Raw genomic sequence first — 24110 nt, 5'->3', positions numbered from 1 at the left:
GGTACCGGTGAACGCGTCCGGAGGTCATGGTTCGCGGACGCACCGGTGCCGTCCGGCACGTGCCGGACGGCCAATGCGAGGACGGCCGGGGGACGGATGCCCGGTGGCGGCGTACGCTGCCGGAGACGGCCCCTGTCCGGCCGCATCGTGATCGTTCGGAGGTGCGTGATGGCTCCTTCGCGGGCCGCGCCTGTGACGGGCGGGCATGTCCGCGCGGGACGGCGGGGGAGCGGGTTCGCCTGGCCTGTGCCGTGGGTGTCGTCCACGCTCTACGTCTCGGTGCTCGCCGGCGGCGTCTACTACGACGTGGCCGGGGCGGGGCAGGGCGAGCCGGCGCGGACGGCCGTCTTCGCCGGCGGTCTCGTCGCGCTGCTCGTTCTCGACGTCACCGGACGGCACCGCCTCGACGCCAGGCAGCCCGCCAGGTCGGCGCTCGCGCTGCTCGCCGTACGCCTGGGACTGTTCGCCCTGGTCACGCTCTTCGACGGCTCCGGGCTCTCCCGCGCCCTGTTCCTGCTGGTGCCGTTCACGGCGTACTTCGCCTTCGGGCGCAGAGCGGGTGTCACGCTGGGGGTGGCGTGCCTCGGGGTGCTGGTCACGGCGTTCACGTTGACCGCCCCTGGCTGGTACACGCGGGCGGAGTACATCTCGGACCTGCTCATGTTCGCCCTCGGACTGGTCCTCGTCGTCTCGACGGCCGAGGTCGCCGTGGGCGAACGGGCAGGAAGGGCACGGCTTGAGCTCACCTTGAGGGAGCTTGAGGAGTCCCACCGTCTGCTCACGGCCTACGCCGGTCAGGTCGCCGAGTTGTCCACCGCGATGGAACGGACCCGGCTGGCCAGGGACATCCACGACAGCCTCGGCCACCACCTGACCGTGATCTCCATCCAGTTGGAGAAGGCGTCCGCCTTCCGCGACCTGGACGGCGCCGCCGCCGACCGGGCCCTCGCCGACGCCCGCCGGGCGGCCAGACGCGCCCTTGAGGAGGTGCGCGGGGCGGTGCGGGCGGCACGCGCGCAGACGCGGCACTTCTCGCTGTCGGAGGCTCTCGCCGAGCTGGCGGGCTACGACGACGGCGGGCGTCCGGTGGTCACCCTCGAACTCACCGGCCAGGAGGACGGCTACGGCGCCGCGGAGCTCGCCGCCCTCTACCGGGCCGCACAGGAGTGTCTGACCAACGCCCGCAGGCACGGCGACGCGGACCGCGTGTCGATCTCGGTGACGTTCGGCGAGTCGTCGGCACGGCTTGTCGTCACCGACGACGGAGAGGGTTTCTCCCCGTCGGCGGGGCGGGACGGGTTCGGCCTGCTCGGCATGCGGGAGCGTGCCCGTCTCCTCGGCGGGGCGTTCGACGTCAGGAGTGGCCAGGGAACGGGAACGGTGGTCACCGTGACGATTCCCCGGCGCGTGGAGACCGTCGGATGAGTCACGACGACCTGGGGAACGGGGAAGCCGGTGGAACCGTACGGGTGCTCGTGGTCGACGACCAGGAACTGGTCCGTGAGGGGATCGCCTCCCTGCTCGGCATCCAACCCGGCCTGACCGTGGTCGGGACCGCGAGAGACGGTCAGGAGGCGGTCCGCCGAGCCCTGGAGCTCGCGCCGGACGTGGTCCTGATGGACGTCAGGATGCCCGTGGCCGACGGCGTCGAGGCGGTGGCGGTCCTGCGTCAGCGGATGCCCCGCTGCCGCGTCGTCATGCTGACCACCTTCGACGACGAGGAGTACGTTGTGCGGGCGCTAGCGGCGGGCGCGGCGGGCTATCTCCTGAAGGATCTGCCCGCCGCCGACCTCGCCGGTGCCGTCCGGCTGGCCGGCGCCGGCGTCACCCAGCTCGACTCCTCCGTCGCCAGACGGTTGGCGTCCACGCTGGCGTGCGCGAGGGAGGTGCCCACAGCGGTGAAGACGGGGGCGGGCGGGGAGGCGGCCGCGCTGACCGGCCGTGAGGTCGAGGTGCTGCGTCTCGTCGCGGTCGGCGCGACCAACAGGGAGATCGCCTCCCGCCTGTTCCTGAGCGAGGGAACGGTCAAGAACCACATCTCACGAATCCTCGGCAGGCTCGGTCTGCGCGACCGGACCCAGGCCGCTCTCCACGCACGCGATCACGGCCTGATCTGACGAACCGGTTCAGCCGCTCTTGCGGCGGAAGGAACGCTTCCCCGAGACGGGGCCGTGGGCGCCGTGGATCTTCGACGCCCCCTTGCCCCTGCCGCCCGAGGCCGCGTCCCCCTGGGCGGACTTCTTGCGCTCCAGAGCCTCGCGGAACCTGCGCCTGAGCTCGTCGTCGGCGCTTTCGGACCCCTCGGGACCCGGCGTGACGTCGGACATACGGACCTCCTGGATCTGGCCGAGCGGGATCATCATCCTCTCACGGCGGCCGTCCCGGCTCAGTGCACCCCCATGGCCATCAGCACCAGCAGGCCCAGGAGATGACCGACCACGACGAACACGATGACGAAGAGGAAGACGAACCTCGCGGGCCCGTGCTCGAAATGCTTACCCTCCCGGAGGGCGGGGCGCCCGGCCTGACGCTCGGCGATGCGTTCCTCGATCGTCTTGCCGTGAAACATGGGACTTCCTCTCGTCGCCCACCGGCGGTTGGCACAACAATGATTTGTGCACCAACTATCGTACTGTGAGGGTCGGGAGGTGTCGTGACCGATGTGACCGATGTCCTAAGCCTGGACCGGCAGGTGTGCTTCGCCCTCGCCGTGGCCTCGCGTGCCGTCAACGGTGTGTACCGGCCGCTGCTGCAGCCGATGGGGCTGACCCACCCCCAGTATCTGGTGATGCTGGCCCTGTGGGAGCACGCGCCGCTGTCGGTGAAGGAGCTGAGCAAGCTACTGAGACTCGACCCCGGTACGCTGTCACCGCTCCTCAAGCGTCTTGAGGCGATCGGTTACGTCCGGCGGCAGCGGGACAGCCAGGACGAGCGCGTCCTGCTGGTCACACTCAGCCGGAGGGGCCGGGAACTGAGGAGCGAAGCTGAGAGGATCCCGTCGTCCGTGGTCGAACGCCTGGGTATGCCCCTGGAGGAGCTGCAGGAGCTCCACCGGTCGCTGACCCGTGTGATCGCCGCCGCGAACGACGCGCCTCACTGATCCACGGAGAGGAACAGGAGAAAGGCTCATGGCTGGAAGCCACGGAGGAAGCCCCAAGTCTTGGCTTGCGGTGATCGTCATTCTGATCGGGTTCACCGTCGGCGGTGTGGCCCTGTGCCTGGGCCCCAACTGGACCCTGTTCTGGGTGGGCGCCGGGATCATCGCGGTCGGCGGCGTGATCGCCCTGGTGGTCGACATCTTCTCCGACGTGATCATCGACGCCCCTCGGGTGTCCCAGGACAACCACAGCTGATCGAGACACCGGTTCACCCCCTCCGCGGAGCGTTCTCGGCGGAAGGGGAGGGCTCGGACCCGGCGTCCCACGACCTCGCCGTACGGCCGTGCGGCGGGACGCGAGACGGGTGGGAAAACGCGTAACGGTGACCGACGGTCACCGGATGCGCTCTCATGGTTACCCGGCTGGAGTTTCCGCCGAGGTAACCGGAGGCAGGGCGCCCATGTCGCGCGATCGGACCCGTCACCTTTACGCCGCCGTTCTCCTGGCGACGGCCGCCGGCGCCGTCGTGGGGCTGGTGGCCCCGGAGACGGCCAGGGCGCTCGCCCCGCTGGGCACCGCCTTCGTCGCGCTGGTCAAGATGATGATCGGCCCCGTCGTGTTCCTCGGCGTAGTGCTCGGTGTGGGGTCGGTCGCGGGTACCGCCAGGGTCGGCCGGATCGGTGGCCTGGCCCTCGCCTACTTCCTCGTCATGTCGGTTGTCGCGCTGGCCTTCGGGCTGGCCGCGGGCAACCTGGTCAACCCGGGCCGGGGCCTGCGCCTGGCCGGGGGAGCGCACCCGGCCGCCGCGCCCGCGACGGAGGCGGAGGACCTGACGACCTTCCTGCTCGGGATCATCCCGGACACCCCGGTCTCCGCGTTCACCGAGGGGCGGGTGCTGCAGGTCCTGCTGGTCGCGCTGCTCACCGGTTTCGCCCTGCAGGCCATGGGAGAGCGCGGGGCGGTACCGCTGGCCGCCGCCGGGCACCTGCACGCGCTCGTGCTGCGCGTCCTCTCCATGATCATGTGGGCCGCCCCCGCCGGGGCCCTCGGCGCGACGGCCGCCGTCGTCGGCGCGACCGGCGTGGCCGCGCTCGGGAGTCTCGCCGCCGTGGTCGCCTGCTTCTACGCGACCTGCCTGCTTTTCGTGCTGGCCGTACTGGGGCCGCTGCTGTGGCTGGTCACCAGGATCGGCCTGCTGTCGCTGCTGCGCTATCTCGGCGGGGAACTGCTGCTGGTGCTGTCCACCTCCTCCTCGGAGACCGCGCTGCCCCGCCTGATCGCCAAGCTGGAGCACCTCGGGGTGAGCCGCGCCGTGGCCGGGGTCACGGTGCCGACCGGTTACTCGTTCAACCTGGACGGCACGGCCGTCTATCTGACGATGGCCACCCTGTTCGTCGCGGGCGCCACCGGCGTCTCCCTTCCTGCGGGGGAGCAGGTGTCGCTGCTGGTGTTCATGCTCGTGGCCTCCAAGGGGGCGGCCGGGGTCACCGGGGCGGGCCTGGCGACCCTTGCGGGCGGGCTGCGGGCGCACCGTCCCGACCTGGCCGACGGGGTCGGGCTGCTCGTCGGCGTCGACCGTTTCATGTCGGAGGCCCGCGCGCTGACCAACTTCACGGGCAACGCGGTGGCCGCCGTCCTGGTGGGGGCGTGGACCGGAGGGTTCGACAGGGCGCGCGCCGCGCTGGTGCTGTCCGGGGGCGCGCCGTTCGACGAGGCCGGTGATCGGGCCCCCGCCCGGCCAGAGGATGTGTCCACGGGGCACGAGGCGCTGGAGCGCGACGACAGAGTGGGCTGATCCCACACGGACAATTCACCATCCACCCCACGTCCTTTATAGGTGATATGTCCGAAATGGGGTGTTTTTATGGCATGGGTCGGGGATCATGAGCAGAAGACCTGCCGGACCGTCCTGTCCCGCCTGCCGTACCGGCCTGGGAGAACCGTGGGGAGAGGACGGCCGGGCCGGGCGTACCCTCCGGCGCCCATCGGTGTCGTCGTTTCCGTTCCGCCCCGTGCCCCGGCGCGGGGTGGAAGAAGAGGAGGGGCCGTGAAGTTCATCGAATCGGCCAGGCCGTACGTCTTCGCCCTGTTCCGTCTTGTCGTCGGACTGCTCTTCACCTGCAACGGGGCCGCCAAGCTCTTCGGGGTTCTCGGCGGTGGGGCGCTGCCCTTCGGCTCATGGCCTGGGTGGTACGCGGGTGTCGTCGAACTCGTCGGAGGGGTTCTCGTCATGGCCGGGCTCGGCACCCGGATCGCGGCGTTGATCTGTTCGGGGGAGATGGCCTACGCGTACTTCGTCGTCCACCAGCCGCAGGCCCTGTGGCCGATCCAGAACGGCGGTGAGCTGTCGGCCCTCTACGCCTGGGCGTTCCTGCTGATCGCGATCGTGGGGCCGGGGGCGTGGGCGCTCGAAACCGTCTCGGCCCGCACCCGGGTCAGGGACCGTGGGGACGCGCGCCCGGCGGAACCGTCGGAGAACCCGCTGACGACCCTCTGAGCCGACCGGCGGTTTCCCGGGGCCCGCGTTCCCGGGAAACCGCCGCGCTCCCGTCTCAGCCTCCGTTCAGGACCTCACGCAGCCGGGGGGCGAACCCCGCCGGGTCGTCGACGAAGGCGATGTGGCCACCGGGGAAGACCGTCGGCTCCGTGCCGAGCGCCGTGGCGAGCGCGGCCGAGGTGAGGTCGCAGAACTGACCCGCCGAGTCCTGCCCGACGCCGACCACGACGCGGACCGGCCCGTCGCGCAGGGCCGCGATGTCGGGCCGCCAGCGGGTGGTCTCCCGCATCTCGTGCAGGAACCAGAAACGCTCGTCGGCCACCTGCCGCGGGTCGCGCTCGGCGGGCGCGCCGGACTCCTCATCAGGAGCCGGCGGGATGTTGGCGTTGACCAGGAACTTGACCCAGGCTCCCCCTACGTCGCCCGAGGCGTAGGTGGCGATGATGTCCTCGACCGCGGCGTCCCGCCCGGCGGGGTCGTCGAGCACGTGGTTCAGAGGGGCCTCGTGCGCGATCACGGTGTGCGCCCGCTCGGGGTGGGCGACGGCGAGCGCCAGCGCGGTGACGGCGCCGCCGCTCGAACCGAAGACCGCGGCCGGGCCCCGGCCGAGGTGCTCCAGGAGCAGGGAGAGGTCGTCGGCGCGCAGCCCGGGGGTCGAGTCCTGCTCGGGGGTGTCCAGGACACTGCGGTTGAGCCCCCGGGGGTCGGTGGTGAGCACGGTGTGGTCGGCGGCGAGCAGGTCCGCCAGCGGCGCGAAGAACGTGGCGTCCATCGGGGCGCCGACAAGCGCCACCAGGGGCCCCTCGCCCCGTACCTCGTAGTGCAGCGTGGCGTCGGAGACCCTGAGGGTCCCGGTGGTGACGGTCGTCGTGCGGTTCATCGGATCTCCCGTGATGCGGGCCTGAGGTTTTCGGTCGAAGAAGGAGACTCCGACGGTGGGGCAGAATCGTCGTCTGTGAGGGAAGTTTTTTCCGGACAAAAGGAGACATCCGCCGGCGACCCCGACCTGGCGCGGGCGCGCGGTGGAGACGACGCCGCGTTCACCCGCCTCGTACGGCCGTTGCGCGGTGAGCTGCACGCGCACTGCTACCGGATGCTCGGTTCCTCCCACGACGCCGACGACGCGCTCCAGGACGCCCTGCTGCGCGCCTGGCGGGGGCTGGCGCGCTTCGAGGGACGTGGTTCGCTGCGCTCCTGGCTCTACACCGTGGCCACCCGGACCTGCCTGGACATCGTCGAGGCCCGTGGCAGGAGGGCCCTGCCCGTCGATCTCGGCCCGTCGAGCGATCGGGCCGTCACCGGGGACGTCCCGCGCACCGACATCGCCTGGCTCGGCCCCTACCCCGACGCGGACCTCCCCGAGGGGCCCGCCGGGCGTTACGAGCGGCGCGAGGCCGTCGAACTCGCCTTCGTCGCCGCCCTGCAGCACCTGCCGGGCAACCAGCGGGCGGCGCTGCTGCTGTTCGAGGTGCTCGGATTCTCCGCCGCCGAGATCGCCGAGACGATGAACACCTCCGCCGCCTCGGTGAACTCCGCCCTGGCGCGGGCCCGCCGGGTCGTCGCGGAGCGGATCCCCGCCGTCACCCAGCAGCGGACGCTGCGCCGGATCGGCGACGCCCGGGTGCGGGAGATCGTCGCGGGATACTCCGCCGCGCTGGAACGCGGTGACGCCGACGCCCTGGTCGCGTTGCTCACCGAGGACGTCACCTGGTCGATGCCGCCCATGGCGCACTGGTACCGAGGCGTCGAGGCCGTCATGGACTTCGCCGTGCGGCTGCCGCTGACCTCGTGCGGAAGCTGGCGGCATCTGCCGGTCGGGGCGAACGGCCAGCTCGGTGTGGCCGGTTACCTGTGGGACGAGGAGGCGGGGGCACACCTCGGCTGGTCGATCGACGTGCTGACCCTGCGTGACGACCGGATCGAGGAGATCACCTCCTTCGTCGGCCCAGGCCACCTCGGGAGGTTCGGACTGCCCGCCTCACTGCCCTGACCCGCCCGGCAGGGCACGGCCGCACCGTGGCCCCGCCGTCTCATCCGGCCCGCGGCCTCACCTGGCTCCGGTCCTGGCCCCGGCGAGGTAGATCCGCCTGGCCAGGGTGGTGGTCTGCGCGGTCGAGCGGCTCCAGGTGGCCGTCGAGGGGTGGGCGGTGAGCAGCACCATGATCCAGCGCTCCTCCGGGCCGACGAGACCGGTGGTGTGCAGCACCGGATGCCCCAGGTCGGGAACCGTGACGGCCGCGGGACGGGCAGGGAGCGAGGCGGTCCTCCAGGTGGCGGGTACGGCACCGCCTGAGGCGGGGGCGGTCTTGGCGCACCGGACCGGGGGCGTCGAGCCGTACCCCGACCAGCCCTGCTTGACCGCCCAGGGCCGGGGCACCGCGCGGGGGATGCCGAAGTACTGGTCGAAGCCGTCGGAGCCGCACTGCTCGGCGGCGCGCAGGTGCCCGAGGACGATGTCCCGGACCCTCGGGGCGGCGCGGTCGAGGAGATAGCGGTAGGCGCGGACGACGTCCATCGCGCTGAGCGAGGTGTAGCCCCAGAACCCCGGCTTGTCGGCGGGCGGGGGAGCGGTGTCGGTCAGCCCGAGCCTGCGCGCCGTCCGCTCGACGATCCGGCCCCGGCCGCCCCTGGTCCAGAAGGAGGTGGCCGCGGCGTCGTCGCTGACCCGCAGCATCCTGCCCAGCAGCGCGAGGTCGCGCCGGGGGACGTCGCGGTGCGACTCCAGATAGTCGATCGCGATCAGGATCTTCACCACCGACGCGGAGCGGAACCTCCGGTGCGCGTCGTGCTGGACGGTGACGCGGCCTGTCTTCCGGTCGAAGACGACGTAGCCGGCGCGCACCCCGGCCGGCACGTCCGGCTGGGCGGGTGCCGCCGAGGCGGGAGAGGCGAGGCTCAGCAGGAGCAGGGCGGTCGCGACGATCGTCAGGGGGCGTCTCACCCGCACAGGCCTACCAGATCACCGCTCTTCCCGGGCGGTCTCGGGAGACCTCGCCGGCCTGGGGGGTTATCTCCCACCCTAAATACAACTAAACCTGTAGGAATTACTGGTTTTGGTGTTATCGTCATGACATGTCGGCAGATCATCTCCATCTCGCCGTCGCGCTGGACGGCGCGGGATGGCATCCGGCGGCCTGGCGCGATCCAGCCGCCTCTCCGAAAGAACTGTTCACCGCCGCCTACTGGGCCAGGCTCGTGGCCGAAGCCGAACGAGGACTACTCGACTTCGTCACCATCGAGGACACCCTCGCCCTGCAGACCACCCGCCTCGACGGCCCCGACGGCCGTACCGACCAGGTGCGGGGCCGTTTCGACGCCGTCCTGCTGGCGTCGCGGATCGCCCCGCTGAGCCGGAGCATCGGGCTGGTGCCCACGGCCACGACCACCCACACCGAGCCCTTCCACGTCGCCAGTTCCCTGGCCACCCTCGATTACGTCAGCGGCGGCAGGGCCGGATGGCGGGTGCAGCTGTCGGGCAGGCGCACCGAGGCCGCCCACTTCGGCCGCCGCGACGTCCCGGAGCTCGGGCCCGCGCAGGCCGTCGCGCTTGAGGACCACGCCATCTACCACGAGCTGTTCGGCGAGGCCGGGGACGTCGTGGAGGTCGTGCGCCGCCTCTGGGACAGCTGGGAGGACGACGCGGTGATCCGCGACGTCGGGACCGGCCGCTTCGTCGACCGCGACAAGCTCCACTACGTCGACTACGAGGGGCCCCACTTCAGCGTCAGGGGACCCTCGATCGTCCCGCGACCGCCGCAGGGACAGCCGCCGGTCACCGCGCTGGCCCACTCGCGGCTGCCGTACGAGTTCGCCGCGCGCGGGGTGGACGTCGAGTACATCACGCCGCACGACGGCGACCAGGCGCGCGCCATCGTGGCGGAGATCCGCGAGATCGGCGGCGTCCAGCCGAAGGTCTTCGCCGACCTGGTCGTCTTCCTGGGCGAGACCCCCCAGACGGCCAAGGACCGCAGGGCCAGGCTGGACGAGCTCGACGGCTCCGAGCACGTCTCGGACGCCGCGATCTTCGCCGGAACCCCGGAGCAACTCGCCGACCTCCTGCTCGACTGGCGCGAGGCCGGCCTTGAGGGCTACCGGCTGCGCCCCGCCGTACTGCCGACGGACCTGAACGCGATCACCCGCGCCCTGGTGCCGGAACTGCGCCGCCGCGGCGCGTTCCGCGACGGGTACGAGGCGGCCACGCTCCGCGGTCACCTCGGGCTCGACCGTCCCGCCAGCCGCTACGCAGGGAGCAGCCGATGAAGCAGGTCATCCTCGCCGCCCACTTCCCGGGGGTGAACAACCAGACGGTCTGGAGCGATCCAGCGGCGGGCAGTCAGATCGACTTCTCCTCCTTCGTCCATCTCGCGCGCACCGCCGAGCGCGGCCGGTTCGACTTCTTCTTCCTCGCCGACGGCCAGCGGCTGCGCGAGCAGCGCGGCAGGATCCACGACCTCGACGTGGTCGGCCGTCCCGACTCGCTCACCGTGCTCGCCGGTCTGGCCGCGGTCACCGACCACCTGGGCCTGGCCGGGACGATCAACGCCACCTTCAACGAGCCCTACGAACTCGCCCGCAAGCTCGCCACCCTCGACCACCTGTCCGGCGGAAGGGCCGCGTGGAACGTGGTCACCTCCTCCGACGCCTTCACGGGGGAGAACTTCCGCAGGGGCGGTTACCTGGACCACTCCGAGCGCTACGCGCGGGCCGCGGAGTTCGTGCGGACCGTGCGCGAGCTGTGGGACTCCTGGACGGCCGAGGACCTCGTCGCCGACCCCGCGACCGGGTTCTTCTCCTCGGCGAACGCGGGCGAGTTCGCCCACCACGGCGAGTTCTTCGACATCGAGGGCCGGTTCAACGTGCCGCGCGCCCCGCAGGGGCACCCGCTGACCATCCAGGCGGGGGATTCCGGCGAGGGCAGGGAGTTCGCCGCCGCCCACGCCGACGCCATCTTCTCCAGGCACGGCACCCTTGAGGACGGCAAGGCCTTCTACCGTGACGTCAAGGCCAGGGTCGTCGCCAACGGCAGGTCGCCCGACTCGCTGAAGGTCCTGCCGGGGGTCACGTTCGCGCTCGGCGACACCGACGCCGAGGCCCAGGAGAACGCCGACCACATCCGGCGCCAGCAGGTCAGCCCGCAGACCGCGATCCTGCTGCTGGAACAGGTCTGGAACCGCGACCTGTCGTCGTACGACCCGGAGGGGCCGCTGCCGGAGATCGACCCGCTCGTCTCCGAGGAGACCATCAGCAGGGGCCGCACCCGGCTGACCAGGGACCCGCTGGAGACGGCCGCGCGGTGGCGGGCACTGGCCGAGGAGAAACGGCTCGGCATCCGCGACCTGATCATCGAGGTCACCGGCAGGCAGTCCTTCATCGGCTCGCCCGCCACGGTCGCCGAGCAGATCAACGCGTTCGTGCAGCAGGACGCCGCCGACGGCTTCATCCTGGTGCCGCACCTCACGCCGACCGGGCTGGACGGCTTCGTCGACGAGGTCGTCCCGTTGCTGCAGGAACGCGGCGTGCTGCGTACCGAGTACGGCACGACCACCCTGCGCGGGCACCTCGGGCTGGAGGGCGGAGCGTGAGGTTCCTCGCCATCACGCTGATCGTCCACGGCCCCCACCCGGTCACCGGTGAGCTGAAGCCGACCAACGCGCGCCTGCGTGAGGTCGTGGACAACGCCGTCCTGGCCGAGGAACTCGGTTTCGACGGCTTCGGCGTCGGCGAACGGCACGAGCGCCCGTTCATCTCCTCCTCCCCGCCGGTCGTGCTGAGCCACATCGCCGCGCGGACGTCCAGGATCAGGCTGTTCACCGCGGTCACCACGCTGAGCCTGCTCGACCCGGTCAGGGCCTTCGAGGACTACTCGACGCTCGACCACCTGTCGGACGGGCGCCTCGAACTGATCATCGGCAAGGGGAACGGCGCCGCGCAGGCCAAGCTCTTCCACGTCACCCCCGAGGACCAGTGGGAACGCAACCGCGAGGGCTACGAGCTGTTCCGCCGCCTGTGGCGGGAGGACAAGGTGACCTGGTCGGGCACCTTCCGGCCGCCGCTGGAGGAGGCCGAGACGTGGCCGCGCCCGCTGCAACGGCCCATCCGCGTCTGGCACGGCAGCGCGACCAGCAAGGAGTCGGTCGAGCTGGCCGCCCTGTACGGTGACCCGCTCTTCTCCGCCAACGTCACCAACCCCGTCGAGCCGTACGCCGAACTGGTCCGCCACTACCGGGAGCGGTGGGAGTTCCACGGCCACGACCCCGCCGACGCCCTCGTCGGGGCGGGCAGTGCGGGTCTCTACGTGGCGAAGAACTCCCAGGAGGCGGTCGAGACCTACCGGCCGATCTTCGACGCCAGGCTGGCCCTGTTCGAGAAGGCCGGGGTCGACCCGGTCTTCCACACGATCGAGGACGCCGTGGAGCGCAGCTCCATCCTGGTCGGCAGCCCCCAGCAGATCATCGACAAGGTCCACCGCTACCACGAACGGCTCGGGCACGAGGTCATGCACCTGTCCGCCGACGCCGACGGTCTGACGGATGAACAGCACCGGGCCAGCCTTGAGCTCTTCCAGAGCGACGTGGCCCCCGTGCTGCGCAGGGAGATCCCCAGCAGGCCCTTCCCCGGGCACGAGAACCAGCACGAGAGCCGGCACGAAAGGCAGTCATGACCTCGCTGTCCATCCTCGACCTGTCCCCCGTCACCTCAGGAGGCACGGTCGCCGACGCCCTCCGCAACACCGTGGACCTGGCCAGGCGCGCCGAGGAGTTCGGCTACCGGCGTTACTGGCTGGCCGAGCACCACTTCGCCCCGGGAGTGGCAAGCGCGGCGCCCGCCGTGCTCATCGCCCTGGTGGCCGCGGCGACCAGCACGATCAGGGTCGGCTCAGGGGCCGTGCAGCTCGGTCACCAGACGGCGCTGGCCGTGGTCGAGCAGTTCGGCCTGATCGACGCGCTGTACCCGGGCCGGATCGACCTCGGACTCGGCCGTTCCGGGCAGCGCAGGACAGAACTCCTGGCCGAGGCGGGCAGGCCGCCCGCCCCGCCGCGGCCTGCCCGCCTCGTGGACGGGCTGCTCATCCCGGAACCGTTCTCCTTCGCGGCCCTGGCCACCTCCCCGGTCTTCGCGCTGCAGTCCTCGCTGCTGCAGCAGCCGGGGGCGCGGAGCCCGGACTTCGCCGACCAGGTGGACGACATCGCGGCCCTCATCGCCGGGACCTACCGCTCGGAGGACGGCCTGGCCGCGCACGCCGTACCGGGGGAGGGGGCGGGGGTCGAGCTGTGGATCCTGGGCAGCAGCGGCGGCCAGAGCGCCCAGGTCGCCGGGGAAAGGGGTCTGCCGTTCGCGGCCAACTACCACGTCAGCCCGTCCAACGTGCTGGAGGCGGTGCAGGCCTACCGGGAGGCGTTCAAACCGTCCCGGGCCCTGCCCGCGCCGCGTCTGGTCGTCTCCGCGGACGTGGTCGTCGCCGAGGACGACGAGACGGCCCGTGAGCTGGCCTCGCCGTACGGGCTGTGGGTGCGCGGCATCCGCAGGGGCGACGGGGCGATGCCGTTCCCGACGCCCGAGCAGGCCGCGGCCCACGAGTGGACGCAGGAGGACCGCGCCCTGGTCGCGGACCGGGTCACGACGCAGTTCGTCGGCTCGCCGCGGACCGTCGCCGAGCGGCTGCGTGTCCTGCGCGACGTCACCGGCGCCGACGAACTGCTCGTGACCACCATCACCCACGACCACGCCGACCGGGTGCGTTCCTACGAGCTCCTGGCCGAGGAGTGGGCGGCGTCCGGCGGCTGACGGTGCGACCCCGCCGGGTCCGCGAGGGAACCGGCGGGGAGCCCGCCGCCCGGCCTCAGCCGAAGAAGCCCGTCAGGTGTCCGATGACCGCGGCGGGCCGTTCCTCGACGAAGTAGTGGCCCGTCCCGGTCAGCTCGGCGACGCGGACGTCGGTGGCCTGGGTGGGCAGCACCTGGTTCATGTGGGGGTGGAAGGCGCTGTGCGCCAGCCCGAGCGTCGGCGCCGTCACCTTCCCGTACGTCCGATGGTCCTCGATGTCCTGGCCGAACGCCTGATACCAGCTGTTTCCGCCGCGAACGGCGTCGGGAGAGGAATAGGCCTTGGCGTACACGGCGCGGTCACGGTCGCCGATCGCCGACTTGTCCACCAGGAGGTGGTCGAATATCCAGTCGACGAGATATCGGGACCTGCCGGAGACGAGCTGCTCGGGCAGTCCCTGAACCTGGTTGAACGCGAACCACCAGGGAAAGAAGGCCTGCCCCGGCTGGGGCAGCATGCGGAACTCGTAGTAGGAGTCGTCGGGGTGGGTGACGTCGAGCAGCGCCAGTCTCCGGGTCGCCTCGGGGTGGTTCACGGCGAAGCTGAAGGCGATCATGGCGCCGACGTCGTGCCCGGCGATGTTCACCCTGTCGTGGCCGAGCGCGCGCACCAGCTCGCGCACGTCCCGCGCCATGGTCTTCTTGTCGTATCCGGAGGCGGGTTTGCCGGAGCCCCCCATGCCGCGCAGGTCCACGACGATGACCCGGTAGCGGGCGGCGAGCGCGGGCATGACCTTGCGATACTCCCACCAGGTCTGCGGCCAGCCGGGCAGCAGGACCAGCGGCTCCCCGCTGCCTCCTGACACGTAGTGCAGCCGGACGCCGTTCACCTCGGCGTGCCGGCTGGTGAAGCCGCCGGGCAGGGAACGCGCCAGCTCCGCGTCCGAGGGGACCGCCGGTCCCCGCTCCGCCTGCCCGGTCTCCGCCGCGGACGCCGGGGGCACGGCGCCGCCCGTCGCGGCCAGTGCGATCGCCCCGGCACCCAGCGCCATCGCGTTGCGTCTTCCTAGCGACACCTCGGGAAATCCTCTCCTCGGCCGTTCGATGAATCCCCGATTCAGGCGGACCTTTCGGTTCCGCTGAACGCTTGGGCAGATCATCTCGTATTCGGCCGAGAAGAACACCCCCTAATCCGGGGTATTGTCCTACCCATTTAAGGGTGATACCCGGATAAATGCTGCCATTTATCCTTAAATCCTGATAACAGGGGTGCCGGGTGGAATTTCGTGACGAATGAAACAGGGTACGGCCGCGCCGTGTGGCGTCGCCGTACCCTGTTTCAAGGTTTCAGGGTTCCAGGGTCAGGTGCGGCTGGCGACGGCGGTGATGAGGGGCTGGACCAGGCGAGCGGCCAGCGGGCCGAACGCGGCGAGGATGAGGACGTAGGCGGCGGCCAGCGGGCCGAGGTCGGGGTGCACCCCGGCCGCGACGGCGAGTCCGGCGATCACGATGTTGAACTCGCCTCTCGGGATGAGCGCGATGCCCGCCCGGGCCTGGCCCGCCTTGGCGATCCCGGCCCTGCGGGCGGCGTACGCGCCGGTGAGCAGCTTGGTGACCATGCTGACCAGGGCGAGCAGCGCGGCCAGCCCGGCGACCGGGGCGATCTTGGTCGGGTCGGTCTGCAGGCCGAAGAAGACGAAGAACACCGCGGCGAACAGGTCGCGCAGCGGTGTCAGCAGCGCGTGGGTGTCCTCGGCCAGCTTCCCGGAGAGCGCGATGCCGACCAGGAAGGCGCCGACGGCGGCGGAGACCTGCAGCTGCTGGGCGACCCCGGCGACCAGCAGTGCCAGCCCGACCACCTTCAGCAGCAGCACCTCCGAGTTGGGGCTGGCCACGAAGCTCTCGATGAACCGGCCGAAGCGCAGCGCGATCAGCAGTACGACGCTCACCGTGCCGAGCGCGATCGCCACGGTGACCGCGCCGCCGATGAAGCTCAGCCCGGCCAGCAGCGCGGTGAGGACCGGCAGGTAGATCGCCATGGTCAGGTCCTCGAACACCAGCAGGGAGAGCACCACCGGCGTCTCCCTGTTGCCGATCCATCCCAGGTCGGAAAGGACCTTGGCGGTGATGCCCGAGGAGGTTGCGTAGGTGACCCCGGCCATCGCCACGGCGGCGACCGGGCCCCAGCCGAGCAGCAGCGCCGCGATAGCGCCGGGCGCCGCGTTGAGCGCCAGGTCGACGAACCCGGCGCGCGCGTTGCCCTTCAGGCTGGTCACGAGTTCGTCGGCGTTGTACTCCAGGCCGAGGGTGAGCAACAGGAGGATGACGCCCAGCTCCGCGCCGACGGAGATGAACTCCTCGCTGGTCGCCAGGGGGATGATGCCGCCGGTGCCGAAGGCGAGACCGGCCAGCAGGTACAGGGGGATGGGGGAGATGCCGACACGCAGTGCCAGCGCGCCCAGGACGCCCAGTCCGAGCAGGACGGCGCCGAGCTCAAGCAGAAGGATCGCTGTGTGCACCCGCTGCCCTAACCGTGGGCCAGGATCTCGGAGACCGCGGACGTGCTCTCCGGGCTGCCGACCACGACCACCACGTCCCCGCCGTCGAGCGTGAAGTCGGGGCCGGGGCTGGCGAACACCTGGCCCGCGCGGACCACGGCGACGATGGACGCGCCGGTGCGGGTGCGGACCCGGGCGTCGCCCATCGGCCTTCCCGCGTACGGCGTGCCCGGCGAGATCGGCAGCTGCAGGCTGACCAGGCCCTCGACCTCCCGGTGCAGGGCGTTGAGGCGCTGCACGATGCGCGGGGCGCCGAGCAGCTCGACCAGCGCGTCGGCCTCCTCGTCGTTCAGCTTCACGGTCTCGCAGGCCCGGTCCGGATCGGCGGGGTCGTAGATCACCAGGTCGCGGCGGCCCGTGCGGTGGGAGACGACTCCGATGCGCCGGCCTGCCCGTGTGGTGAACTCGTGCCGTAGCCCTATCCCCGGCAGCGCCGTCTGTTCGACGTCCACTGTGCCCTTCCTCCACTTTCGCGTAAATCGACGAAATCCTGAACCTATCAACGAACGACATCGGCTCCGGTTCCACGCATAACCCCTATTACCGATTGACTTTGTGGGTTATATGGCCGACGATGGGCGAAACCCCGCCCGCGTGACCGTGGAGGAGACCCCGTGAAGTTCCACTGGTTCCTGCCGACCGCGGGCGACAGCCGGGTCCTCACCGGCGGCGGGCACGGTCTCGGCAGAGGCCACGGCCGCCCGGAGAGCGCGGCCTTCCGCCCGCCGGACATCGAGTACCTCGCCCAGATCGCCCGCTCGGCGGAACAGCTCGGGTTCGAGGCCGTACTGACCCCGACCGGTTCCTGGTGCGAGGACGCCTGGCTGGTCACGGCCGCGCTGACCCGGGAGACCGAACGGCTGAAGTTCCTGGTCGCCTTCCGTCCCGGCCTGCTGTCGCCCACACTGGCCGCGCAGATGGCCGCGACCTACCAGCGCCTGTCCCGTGGCAGGCTGCTGCTCAACGTGGTGACCGGGGGAGAGTCGGCGGAACAGGTCAGGTTCGGCGACCACCTGCCGAAGGACGAGCGCTACGAGCGCACCGGCGAGTTCCTCTCGGTCGTGCGCGGGGCATGGAGCGGCACGCCGTACGACTTCGCGGGCAGGCACTATCAGGTCGAGGGGGCGACCGTCGCCGAGGTGCCCGACCCGGTCCCGGAGATCTACTTCGGCGGTTCTTCGGCGGCGGCGGGGCCCGTCGCGGCCGGGCACGTGGACGTCTACCTGACCTGGGGCGAGCCGCCGGACCAGGTGGCGGGGAAGATCGAGTGGATCCGCGGGCTCGCCGAGGAGCGGGGGCGCACGCTCAGGTTCGGCGTACGGCTGCACGTGATCACCAGGGACACCGAGCGGGAGGCCTGGGCGGAGGCCGAGCGGTTGCTGGCCGCGCTCGACCCGGAGGACATCAGGGCCGCCAGGCGGGCGCTCGGCCGCAGCGAGTCGGTCGGTCAGCAGCGGATGCTCGCCCTGCACGAGGGCTTCGCCGGAGGTACGGCCCGCGACCTGGAGATCCATCCCAACCTGTGGGCCGGGGTCGGCCTGGTCAGGGGAGGCGCGGGGACGGCACTGGTCGGCAGCCACGCCCAGGTGGCCGAACGGATCGAGGAGTACGCGGCGCTGGGCGTCGAGGAGTTCGTGCTGTCCGGCTATCCGCACCTGGAGGAGGCCTACTGGTTCGGCGAGGGGGTGCTCCCCCGGCTGCGCCCGGCCCTGGACGACCTGACGGCGGCCCCGGCCCGCCGCGCCCGCGTCCCCGCCCTGTGACACCCCGCCTCACGGCACTCGGCCTCACCGCCGTGGGCGGCTCGCGGAGGGCCGTGTCCGCCGTGTCCCGGAGCGTGCCCCCTGCCGGCCCCGCGAGGAGGCCCGCGGTGACGGCCGCCCCGGAGGGCGTGACCTGCGGTCGGCGAGCACGTCGGCGACCGCGACCACCAGCGCGGCCAGCACGAAGCCGATGGTGACCAGCAGCGCCGTCCTGAACGCCGTGGCGTGGTCGCCGTGTGAGGAGGCGGTCACGGCGAAGAACACCGAACCGATCGCCGCGATGCCCAGGGCCGTGCCGATCCGCTGACCGGTCTGCAGCACCCCGCCCGCGGTGCCCGCCTCGGCGACCGGGACCTGGGCCAGGGTGAGCGTCTGGTTCGGTGAGATCACCAGCCCGCTGCCCAGCCCCGCCAGCAGCAGCGGCGCCGCGATCGCCCAGGCGACCCCGGGCCCGGCGTTCAGCCGTACGGCCAGCTCGGTGACGGCCAGCCCGATCACCACCATCACCAGCCCCGCGACCACCAGCGGCCTGCCGAACCTGACGGTGACCCGTCCCCCCAGCATGGAGGCGACCGCCGAGCCCGCGGCGAACGAGGTGCTGGCCAGGCCCGCCTCAAGCGGGGAGTACCCGAGCCCGTTCTGCAGGTAGATGGTGAGGATGAAGAAGATCGAGGTGAACCCGGCGAAGTAGAGCGCCGCGATCAGGGCGCCGAAGGTGTAGGACCGCCTGCCGAACAGCGACAGGTTGACCATCGGTTCGCGGCTCCGCCCGTACCGGCGCTCCCAGAGGGCGAAGAGCCCGATCGTCGCCAGTCCGGCCACGGGCAGCAGCCACCTGCCCGCGCCCCGCCACTGCTGGCCCTCCACGAGCGGCAGCAGGATGAGCACGAGCCCGGCGGCCAGCAGCAGCACCCCGACGGGGTCCATGCTCTTGCGCGAACGTCTCTCCGGCGGGCGGCGCGGGATGTAGCGGTAGGCCAGGGCGATGGCGAGCAGACCGATCGGGACGTTGACGTAGAAGACGAGGCGCCAGCCGTCGTGTTCGCCGCCCAGGCGGATGAGCAACCCACCCAGCAGCGGGCCGACCGCGGTCGAGATGCCGATGGTCGCGCCGAGCATGCCGAACGCCCTGCCCCGCTCGGCTCCTCGAAACAGTTGCTGGATCAGCCCGCTGACCTGCGGGTTGACGATGCCGCCCGCCACCCCCTGCACGAGCCTGGCCAGGACCAGCCAGGTCGAGGTCCTGGCGATGCCGGCCGCCGCGCTGGCCAGGGTGAACAGGGCGACGCCGAAGACGAAGACGTTGCGCCTGCCGCGCATGTCGCCGAATCGCCCAGCGGGCACCAGCACCAGGCCGAAGGTGAGCGCGTACCCGGAGACCACCCACTGCAGGTCGCTCTGTGGCGCGCCGAGGCCCGTGCGGATCGCGGGCAGCGCGACGTTGACGATGCTGACGTCGAGCAGGGTCATGAACCCGGAGACCAGGCAGACGGTCAGCGCCTTCCAGCGGCGCGGGTCGGCCTCCTCCTCCCGCCACCGGGGGGCCGGTGTCCCGCCGGACCGGGCCTTGGCGCTCATACGCCCCTGTCCCGGCCCGGCGCGGGAGTTCTGCTGCGGAGCATCATGACCGCCTTGGTTCTTGGCCTACCGTGATGGACTTTCCCCACTTAGTGCGACATACCTACCCTTTTCGGGTGGGCCAACCCGCTACCGCGCTCGGCGCGCCTGGGCCCGGTAACGGTCGAGGATGTCCTGGCGGAGGAGATGGCCGAAACCCGCGCCCTCGATGCGCAGGGCGAGTTCGTGCTCGGTCATGCCGAGCGCGGCCGCGGTCTCGGCCAGGTTCCAGCCGCAGGCGGCCAGCCGGGTCAGCAGATGACCGCGCCGGACCTGGTTCTCCGACAGGCGGAACGTCTTGAGGTAGGCGAGCCGGCCCGCGCCGTCGGTGACGAGCTCTCCGATGTGGTTCTCCTGCCGCCGCTCGAAGGACGGCAGGAAGCGGGACAGGCGGTAGCCGTCCATCTCGTAGACGCGCTGGTAGGTGTGGTCCGTCCGCAGCAGCCCGTTCGCCATGACCCCGTCGTGGAAGGACGCCCACTCCTCCTGCCGCTCACGGGCCCGCGCCCGCAGGTCGGCGAGGGAGCCGACCTGCGCGTCCACGATGCGGGCGCGGAAGTCGGGCACCGCCACGCTGTACATCGCGTAGTGGTGGATCAGCTCGCCGTACAGGTCGTGCAGGAGGGTGGTGTGCAGGGCGCGGTAGTCGTCGGGGTGCGGCACCACGAACGCGGAGGCGAGGGCGTCGGCGACGTAGACCAGGACGCCGCACTGGCCGGGGTGGATCTCGAAGATGCGCAGGGCGTCCCGCAGGCCCCTGACCTCGGCGCCGGAGTAGCTCTCCTCGACGCGCGGGGAGAGCCCCTGATCGATCGCGCGGCGCGACCACTCCTCCCACGCGATCTCCGGCCCGCCGAAGTGCAGCGACAGGTAGCCCTCAAGCGCCAGGTGCAGGGGCAGGAAGCGCAGCCGGTTCCTGCCGGTCCTGCGGGCCATGCGGCGGTGGAAGTGCAGCGGCATCCCGCTGGGCACGTGGTCGCGCTCCGCCGGTCCCCGCAGCTGGGTGCCGTACGCCGCGGCGGGGGAGCCGTCGCGCGTCCAGTCCGCCACGAACCCGTGCGGGATGTAGGAGAGGTACGCGGCCCGCGGGGTCACCTCGACGAGGCCGAACTCCTCCTCGTATATCTGGGCGGACAGCCGCAGGTCCTCGATCGGCTCCTGACGGACCAGCGGGACGAGCCGTACGCCGCCCCAGACCTGCGCGGGGCGGGTGGACAACCCGGTGAGGGTGAGAGCCGTCATGTGTCCCCCAGGAGGAAGCCTTCGACACGGCGTGCCAGGTGGGCGCGCAGCTCGGGGAGCCCGGTGCGTCCGTCCGCGAACTGGGCCAGCTCCACCAGGGCGAGGAGGTTCTCGGCGTCGCGGATCCCGGCGGTCGGGACGGTCGGCGCCAGCCGCCGCACGTCGAAGTCGGCGGCGTCGTAGACCGGGTTGAGATGCGTGACGGCGCAGGTGTGATGCGGGTCGAGCCGGGTGCGCCAGATCCGCAGCACCTCCTCCGCGAGTCCCGGCGGTGAGTTGTCCCATCCGTCGGAGACGACGATGAGGCGTTCCGGCCGGAGTTCGAGGCCGTCGAGGACGCGCTCGCCGAGGGGCGTGGCCCCGTGCGGATGGACGAGCAGCGCGTCCTGGCGGCCGGAGAGCCACAGCGGCGTGTACTCGCGGGCCAGCGCCTCCAGCAGGAAGTGACAGGCGAGCGCGACGGCGAGCGGACGCCGGCGCTTGTGACCCGACCCGTAGGTGGAGAAGCTGTCGTCGAGGACGGCGGCCACCGCCCCCCAGCTCCCGGCCTGCCCGCCCGCGGTCCGGCGGGCCGCCGCGCGCAGTGCCCCGGTCAGCTCGGTACGGCGGCGCGCGCGCTCGTCCAGGGAGAGGGAGAGCACGTACGACGCCAGCCGGGTCAGCGGCATCGTGGTCAGGTCGGCCCGCACCGCCTCGGCTCCCAGGCCGCGTGCCGACTCCTGAAGCCGCAGGCGCTCCAGCCGGGTGAGCCGGGGCGCGATGCGCTCAAGGAAGGCGGCACGCGGGATGCGGTGCTTCGCCGCGAACCCCTCCGCCACCGTGTAGGGCAGCCCGTACAGCGCGGCCTGCTCGTAGTGGGCCCTGCGCCACGTCTCCAGGATCGGCGTCGCGTAGGCGGCCCTCCTGCGCGGGGTGAACAGGAACGGCCCCAGTTCCCCCTCCGGCCGCAGGTGGGCGTGCCGGACCACGTCCTTGACGGCGCCGCGGTACTTCACCGCGTCGAACGCGAGGTCGGGGCGGGCGGCCAGCCAGTCCCGCATGATCGCCCTGGTGCGCCGGTTGTTGACCTTGGCGCGGCGCAGCGCGCGGAACAGCCCGTAGACCCGGGGCGGCGGCAGCAGGGCCAGCCGCCGGGCGATCAGCCGTCCCTCTGCGCGGCGCTGTTCCGGATCCGCCTCCGCCGCCGTGGTCAGCAGGTTTTTTGCGATCATCACGGCGTTGTGGTCGTTGACGTCCAGGGCGAGGGTGGCGGTGTACAGATCGCGGTAGTTGCCCAGCAGGTAACGGTGCAGGAAGTCGAGCGAGAGGCTCTGTTCCTCCGCGCCGGAGTGGAACTCACGCTGGCCGGTCGAGGTGATCGCCGCGTTCACGAACAGCAGGACGTCGTCGGCGGCGATCAGGTCCGCGCTGGTTTCGACGTGGGTGTCGATCGTCGCCTCCGGGTCCGATGCCGAGGCCGGCCGGGGAATGAGGGCGCGAACTGCGAATCATCGCTTCAAATGCGGGTTCCGGAAGTCGCGCCGGAGTCCCACGGCCGGCGCTGGAAGCGTAACAGCGTAATTAACGATCTATCAGCTCATTTTTCAGGGCATCTCCGGACACAGATACGGCGGGCGGTTGTGGCCGCCCGCCGTACTGTCACCCGGTTTCCTGGTTGGTTCCGGTGGATCGATCAGAACCGTTCAGCCGGTTCGGATCCTCTGCTCAGATCTTCTGCCAGAGAGCGGGGACGTTCGGCGGCTCCCAGCCGGGGTAGGCCGTGTGTCCCTGGATGCAGCGGTAGCTGGAGCCGCCGTAGGTGACGACGTCACCGGTCGCGTAGGTCTTCCAGGCCGCCCACTCGGTGCCACTCTGGCCGCCGTTCACGGTCAGGGAGATGGTGGCCGTGTGGGTCACGTTTCCGCTGCCGGTGATCGTGATGGTGTAGGTGCCGGTCGGGGTCGTGGACGAGGTGGCCACGTTGACCGTCGAGCTGCCGGGCACGGAGACCGTGGACGGGCTGAAGGACACGGTGGTGCCCGCGGGGGCGCCGGAGGCGCTCAGCGAGACCGACTGCGAGTTGCCGGAGACGAGCTGGGTGTTCAGCGTCGTCGAGGCCGAGGCGCCGGGCTGGACGGTCAGCGAGCTCGGGTTGACCGAGATCGAGTAGTCGTCCGTCGGAGGCTGGCCGCCGACCGTGAGCCTGAAGGTGGCCGACTTGGCGCCGCTGGCCGCGTTGCCGTTCAGGGTGATGGTGTAGGTACCCGACGGGGTCGAGGGGGAGGTGGAGATGGTGACCGTCGAGTTGCCGGGGACGGAGACCGTGGACGGGCTGAAGGACACGGTGGTGCCCGCGGGGGCGCCGGAGGCGCTCAGCGAGACCGACTGCGAGCTGCCGGAGACGAGCTGGGTGCTCAGCGTCGCCGTGGTCGAGGAACCCGCCTGCACGGTGGCCGAGGAGGGGCTGACCGACAGCGAGTAGTCGTTGGAGGGAGCGTCGCTGACGCCCAGCTTCCACACGGCGTTCGCGATCGCGTCGGCGTTGACGTCCAGCGCGGTCACGTTGATGTTGCTGGTGGTGTCGCAGGAGGAGTGGTAGCAGCGGTCGAAGGCCTGGCCCGCCTGGCCGCCCCACTTGGCCGCCTGTGCCGAGGACTTGCGGGTCTCGGCGCCGGTGAAGACACCGCCGACCTTCACGCCCGCGTTCTTGAAGGCGGTGTGGTCGCTGCGGCCGTCGCCCTCGGTCTCGATCTCGGTCGGGATGTTCTTGCTGGCGTAGAAGTCGTTGAAGACCTTCTGGATCGCCGGAACGTCGTCGTAGACGAAGTAGCCCGGGTTGGGCGAGGCGGTCATGTCGAAGTTGAGGTAGGTGTCTACCCCGTTCGCGCCGCCGTTCTGCACGTAGTACCTGGAGCCGACCAGGCCGAGCTCCTCGGCACCCCACCACGCCAGGCGCAGGTGCTTGTTGAGGTTGGGCTTGAGGCTGGCCACGTTCAGGGCCAGCTCAAGCAGGGTGGCCGAACCGGAGCCGTTGTCGTTGATGCCGGGTCCGGCCGTCACGCTGTCCAGGTGGCTGCCCAGCATGAGGGTGGGGCTGGCAGGACCGGACGGCCAGTTGGCGATCAGGTTGTAGTGGGTCCGGCCGTTGTAGCTGAAGCTCTGGGTCTGCGTGGTGTAACCCACCGCCTCCAGCTTGTTCTTCACGTAGTTCAGCGACGCCGTGTAGCCGGAGGAACCGGACGAGCGGTTTCCGCCGTTGCTGTTGGCGATCGACTGGAACTGCTGCAGGTGCGCCTGGATGTTGCTCACGGACAGATCAGGTGCCGCGAGTGCGGCGCTGTTGCCCGCCGCGGGGGCCGCGACGGCGGTTGTGGCGCTCGCCACGGACGATGCGGCCATGGCGACGGCGGCCAGTACGGCGACCGCGCCTAACTTGACCTTGGGATTCACGCGGGGTGACTCCTCTCGGTGTCCCTTGGGGGGTTTGAGGGATGCAAGGAGCCCTGACGGTTTGGGCTGGACCAAAGCTCACACTCCGGGGACCGGGTGGAGTACCCCACGAATGTGGATAACTTGGAGATATGGTCGGCCAA

23 protein-coding genes are annotated in these 24110 nt (G+C 71.2%); 12 read left to right on the top strand and 11 right to left on the bottom strand.

All coding sequences use genetic code 11. The annotated features are described in order from the left end of the window. Positions 1–168: 168 nt before the first annotated feature. Positions 169–1425 carry a sensor histidine kinase gene (locus tag ACFOYY_RS18005; RefSeq protein ID WP_386190364.1) on the top strand — a complete coding sequence of 419 codons (1257 nt, stop codon included), beginning with the start codon at positions 169–171 and terminating at the stop codon, positions 1423–1425. Beyond that, on the top strand, positions 1422–2117 hold the full coding sequence (locus ACFOYY_RS18000) for a response regulator transcription factor (protein ID WP_352013035.1): 696 nt from the start codon (positions 1422–1424) through the stop codon (positions 2115–2117). Before ACFOYY_RS18005 ends, ACFOYY_RS18000 begins: the two co-directional genes overlap by 4 nt. Before the next feature lie 9 nt (positions 2118–2126). On the opposite strand, the gene ACFOYY_RS17995 is transcribed toward ACFOYY_RS18000, so the two are convergent. Then, positions 2127–2327 carry a DUF5302 domain-containing protein gene (locus ACFOYY_RS17995; RefSeq protein WP_352013034.1) on the bottom strand — a complete coding sequence of 67 codons (201 nt, stop codon included), beginning with the start codon at positions 2325–2327 and terminating at the stop codon, positions 2127–2129. A gap of 59 nt (positions 2328–2386) precedes the next feature. Continuing rightward, the gene (locus ACFOYY_RS17990; protein ID WP_352013033.1) at positions 2387–2569 is read right to left on the bottom strand and encodes a hypothetical protein; all 183 of its coding nucleotides are present in this window, start codon (positions 2567–2569) and stop codon (positions 2387–2389) included. 84 nt (positions 2570–2653) lie between these two features. Here ACFOYY_RS17990 and ACFOYY_RS17985 point away from each other — a divergent pair, with 84 nt between their 5' ends. From ACFOYY_RS17985 to ACFOYY_RS17970, 4 genes are all read left to right on the top strand, one after another. Continuing rightward, positions 2654–3100: a MarR family winged helix-turn-helix transcriptional regulator gene (locus ACFOYY_RS17985; RefSeq protein ID WP_352013032.1), complete on the top strand. Its 447-nt coding sequence runs from the start codon at positions 2654–2656 to the stop codon at positions 3098–3100. A 28-nt stretch (positions 3101–3128) separates the two neighbouring features. Further along, the gene (locus ACFOYY_RS17980; protein ID WP_352013031.1) at positions 3129–3353 is read left to right on the top strand and encodes an HGxxPAAW family protein; all 225 of its coding nucleotides are present in this window, start codon (positions 3129–3131) and stop codon (positions 3351–3353) included. A 205-nt stretch (positions 3354–3558) separates the two neighbouring features. Further along, entirely contained in the window at positions 3559–4893 is a 1335-nt protein-coding gene (locus ACFOYY_RS17975) for a cation:dicarboxylate symporter family transporter (RefSeq protein ID WP_352013030.1), read from the top strand. A 252-nt stretch (positions 4894–5145) separates the two neighbouring features. Continuing rightward, a complete protein-coding gene (locus ACFOYY_RS17970) occupies positions 5146–5595 on the top strand; it encodes a DoxX family protein (protein ID WP_352013029.1) in 450 nt (149 codons plus the stop codon). A gap of 55 nt (positions 5596–5650) precedes the next feature. Here ACFOYY_RS17970 and ACFOYY_RS17965 read toward each other — a convergent pair whose 3' ends face one another. Further along, entirely contained in the window at positions 5651–6475 is an 825-nt protein-coding gene (locus ACFOYY_RS17965) for an alpha/beta fold hydrolase (protein ID WP_362777517.1), read from the bottom strand. 75 nt (positions 6476–6550) lie between these two features. On the opposite strand from ACFOYY_RS17965, the gene ACFOYY_RS17960 reads away from it, so the two are divergent. Beyond that, on the top strand, positions 6551–7585 hold the full coding sequence (locus tag ACFOYY_RS17960; protein WP_386190363.1) for a sigma-70 family RNA polymerase sigma factor: 1035 nt from the start codon (positions 6551–6553) through the stop codon (positions 7583–7585). A 57-nt stretch (positions 7586–7642) separates the two neighbouring features. Here ACFOYY_RS17960 and ACFOYY_RS17955 read toward each other — a convergent pair whose 3' ends face one another. Next, a complete protein-coding gene (locus ACFOYY_RS17955; protein WP_386190362.1) occupies positions 7643–8536 on the bottom strand; it encodes a hypothetical protein in 894 nt (297 codons plus the stop codon). A 131-nt stretch (positions 8537–8667) separates the two neighbouring features. Between ACFOYY_RS17955 and ACFOYY_RS17950 the strand changes: the two genes are divergently transcribed. From ACFOYY_RS17950 to ACFOYY_RS17935, 4 genes are read left to right on the top strand one after another with little or no spacing between them, the layout of a single operon-like run. Further along, positions 8668–9855, top strand: a complete 1188-nt coding sequence (locus ACFOYY_RS17950) for an LLM class flavin-dependent oxidoreductase (RefSeq protein ID WP_386190361.1) — start codon at positions 8668–8670, stop codon at positions 9853–9855. Continuing rightward, on the top strand, positions 9852–11177 hold the full coding sequence (locus ACFOYY_RS17945) for an NtaA/DmoA family FMN-dependent monooxygenase (RefSeq protein ID WP_352013024.1): 1326 nt from the start codon (positions 9852–9854) through the stop codon (positions 11175–11177). Before ACFOYY_RS17950 ends, ACFOYY_RS17945 begins: the two co-directional genes overlap by 4 nt. Then, complete coding sequence (locus tag ACFOYY_RS17940; RefSeq protein WP_352013023.1) at positions 11174–12256, top strand: LLM class flavin-dependent oxidoreductase; 1083 nt, start codon at positions 11174–11176, stop codon at positions 12254–12256. The genes ACFOYY_RS17945 and ACFOYY_RS17940 overlap by 4 nt, the downstream gene beginning before the upstream one ends. Beyond that, positions 12253–13380 carry an LLM class flavin-dependent oxidoreductase gene (locus ACFOYY_RS17935; RefSeq protein ID WP_352013022.1) on the top strand — a complete coding sequence of 376 codons (1128 nt, stop codon included), beginning with the start codon at positions 12253–12255 and terminating at the stop codon, positions 13378–13380. The genes ACFOYY_RS17940 and ACFOYY_RS17935 overlap by 4 nt, the downstream gene beginning before the upstream one ends. 55 nt (positions 13381–13435) lie before the next feature. Here the strand turns inward: ACFOYY_RS17935 and ACFOYY_RS17930 are convergent, their stop codons facing one another. The 3 genes from ACFOYY_RS17930 to ACFOYY_RS17920 form a co-directional block, all read right to left on the bottom strand. Beyond that, positions 13436–14434, bottom strand: a complete 999-nt coding sequence (locus ACFOYY_RS17930) for an alpha/beta fold hydrolase (RefSeq protein WP_352013021.1) — start codon at positions 14432–14434, stop codon at positions 13436–13438. Positions 14435–14719: 285 nt separating this feature from the next. Further along, positions 14720–15877: a cation:proton antiporter gene (locus tag ACFOYY_RS17925; protein WP_352013020.1), complete on the bottom strand. Its 1158-nt coding sequence runs from the start codon at positions 15875–15877 to the stop codon at positions 14720–14722. An 8-nt stretch (positions 15878–15885) separates the two neighbouring features. Next, entirely contained in the window at positions 15886–16368 is a 483-nt protein-coding gene (locus tag ACFOYY_RS17920; RefSeq protein WP_352013019.1) for a cation:proton antiporter regulatory subunit, read from the bottom strand. Positions 16369–16530: 162 nt separating this feature from the next. Here ACFOYY_RS17920 and ACFOYY_RS17915 point away from each other — a divergent pair, with 162 nt between their 5' ends. Continuing rightward, positions 16531–17679, top strand: coding sequence for an LLM class flavin-dependent oxidoreductase (locus ACFOYY_RS17915; RefSeq protein ID WP_352013018.1), 1149 nt, complete (start codon positions 16531–16533; stop codon positions 17677–17679). Positions 17680–17703: 24 nt separating this feature from the next. Here ACFOYY_RS17915 and ACFOYY_RS17910 read toward each other — a convergent pair whose 3' ends face one another. The 4 genes from ACFOYY_RS17910 to ACFOYY_RS17895 all read right to left on the bottom strand — a co-directional run bounded on the left by ACFOYY_RS17910 (position 17704) and on the right by ACFOYY_RS17895 (position 23967). After that, complete coding sequence (locus tag ACFOYY_RS17910; RefSeq protein ID WP_386190360.1) at positions 17704–19257, bottom strand: MFS transporter; 1554 nt, start codon at positions 19255–19257, stop codon at positions 17704–17706. Positions 19258–19386: 129 nt separating this feature from the next. Beyond that, positions 19387–20538 carry an ARPP-2 domain-containing protein gene (locus ACFOYY_RS17905; protein ID WP_386190359.1) on the bottom strand — a complete coding sequence of 384 codons (1152 nt, stop codon included), beginning with the start codon at positions 20536–20538 and terminating at the stop codon, positions 19387–19389. Beyond that, positions 20535–21908 carry a hypothetical protein gene (locus ACFOYY_RS17900; RefSeq protein ID WP_386190358.1) on the bottom strand — a complete coding sequence of 458 codons (1374 nt, stop codon included), beginning with the start codon at positions 21906–21908 and terminating at the stop codon, positions 20535–20537. Before ACFOYY_RS17900 ends, ACFOYY_RS17905 begins: the two co-directional genes overlap by 4 nt. Before the next feature lie 334 nt (positions 21909–22242). Continuing rightward, positions 22243–23967, bottom strand: coding sequence for a M28 family peptidase (locus ACFOYY_RS17895; protein ID WP_362777539.1), 1725 nt, complete (start codon positions 23965–23967; stop codon positions 22243–22245). Positions 23968–24110 lie beyond the last annotated feature (143 nt).

This window comes from Streptosporangium jomthongense (assembly GCF_042650425.1).
Taxonomy (GTDB): domain Bacteria; phylum Actinomycetota; class Actinomycetes; order Streptosporangiales; family Streptosporangiaceae; genus Streptosporangium.
This window is presented reverse-complemented; position numbering and strand designations above follow the sequence as displayed.

Coding starts and splice junctions, on each gene's coding strand:
- ACFOYY_RS18000 (WP_352013035.1), top strand. CDS start 1,422: ATGAGTCACGACGACCTGGGGAACGGGGAAGCCGGTGGAACCGTACGG.
- ACFOYY_RS17910 (WP_386190360.1), bottom strand. CDS start 19,257: ATGAGCGCCAAGGCCCGGTCCGGCGGGACACCGGCCCCCCGGTGGCGG.
- ACFOYY_RS17905 (WP_386190359.1), bottom strand. CDS start 20,538: ATGACGGCTCTCACCCTCACCGGGTTGTCCACCCGCCCCGCGCAGGTC.
- ACFOYY_RS17950 (WP_386190361.1), top strand. CDS start 8,668: ATGTCGGCAGATCATCTCCATCTCGCCGTCGCGCTGGACGGCGCGGGA.
- ACFOYY_RS17975 (WP_352013030.1), top strand. CDS start 3,559: ATGTCGCGCGATCGGACCCGTCACCTTTACGCCGCCGTTCTCCTGGCG.
- ACFOYY_RS17935 (WP_352013022.1), top strand. CDS start 12,253: ATGACCTCGCTGTCCATCCTCGACCTGTCCCCCGTCACCTCAGGAGGC.
- ACFOYY_RS18005 (WP_386190364.1), top strand. CDS start 169: ATGGCTCCTTCGCGGGCCGCGCCTGTGACGGGCGGGCATGTCCGCGCG.
- ACFOYY_RS17965 (WP_362777517.1), bottom strand. CDS start 6,475: ATGAACCGCACGACGACCGTCACCACCGGGACCCTCAGGGTCTCCGAC.
- ACFOYY_RS17995 (WP_352013034.1), bottom strand. CDS start 2,327: ATGTCCGACGTCACGCCGGGTCCCGAGGGGTCCGAAAGCGCCGACGAC.
- ACFOYY_RS17945 (WP_352013024.1), top strand. CDS start 9,852: ATGAAGCAGGTCATCCTCGCCGCCCACTTCCCGGGGGTGAACAACCAG.
- ACFOYY_RS17980 (WP_352013031.1), top strand. CDS start 3,129: ATGGCTGGAAGCCACGGAGGAAGCCCCAAGTCTTGGCTTGCGGTGATC.
- ACFOYY_RS17990 (WP_352013033.1), bottom strand. CDS start 2,569: ATGTTTCACGGCAAGACGATCGAGGAACGCATCGCCGAGCGTCAGGCC.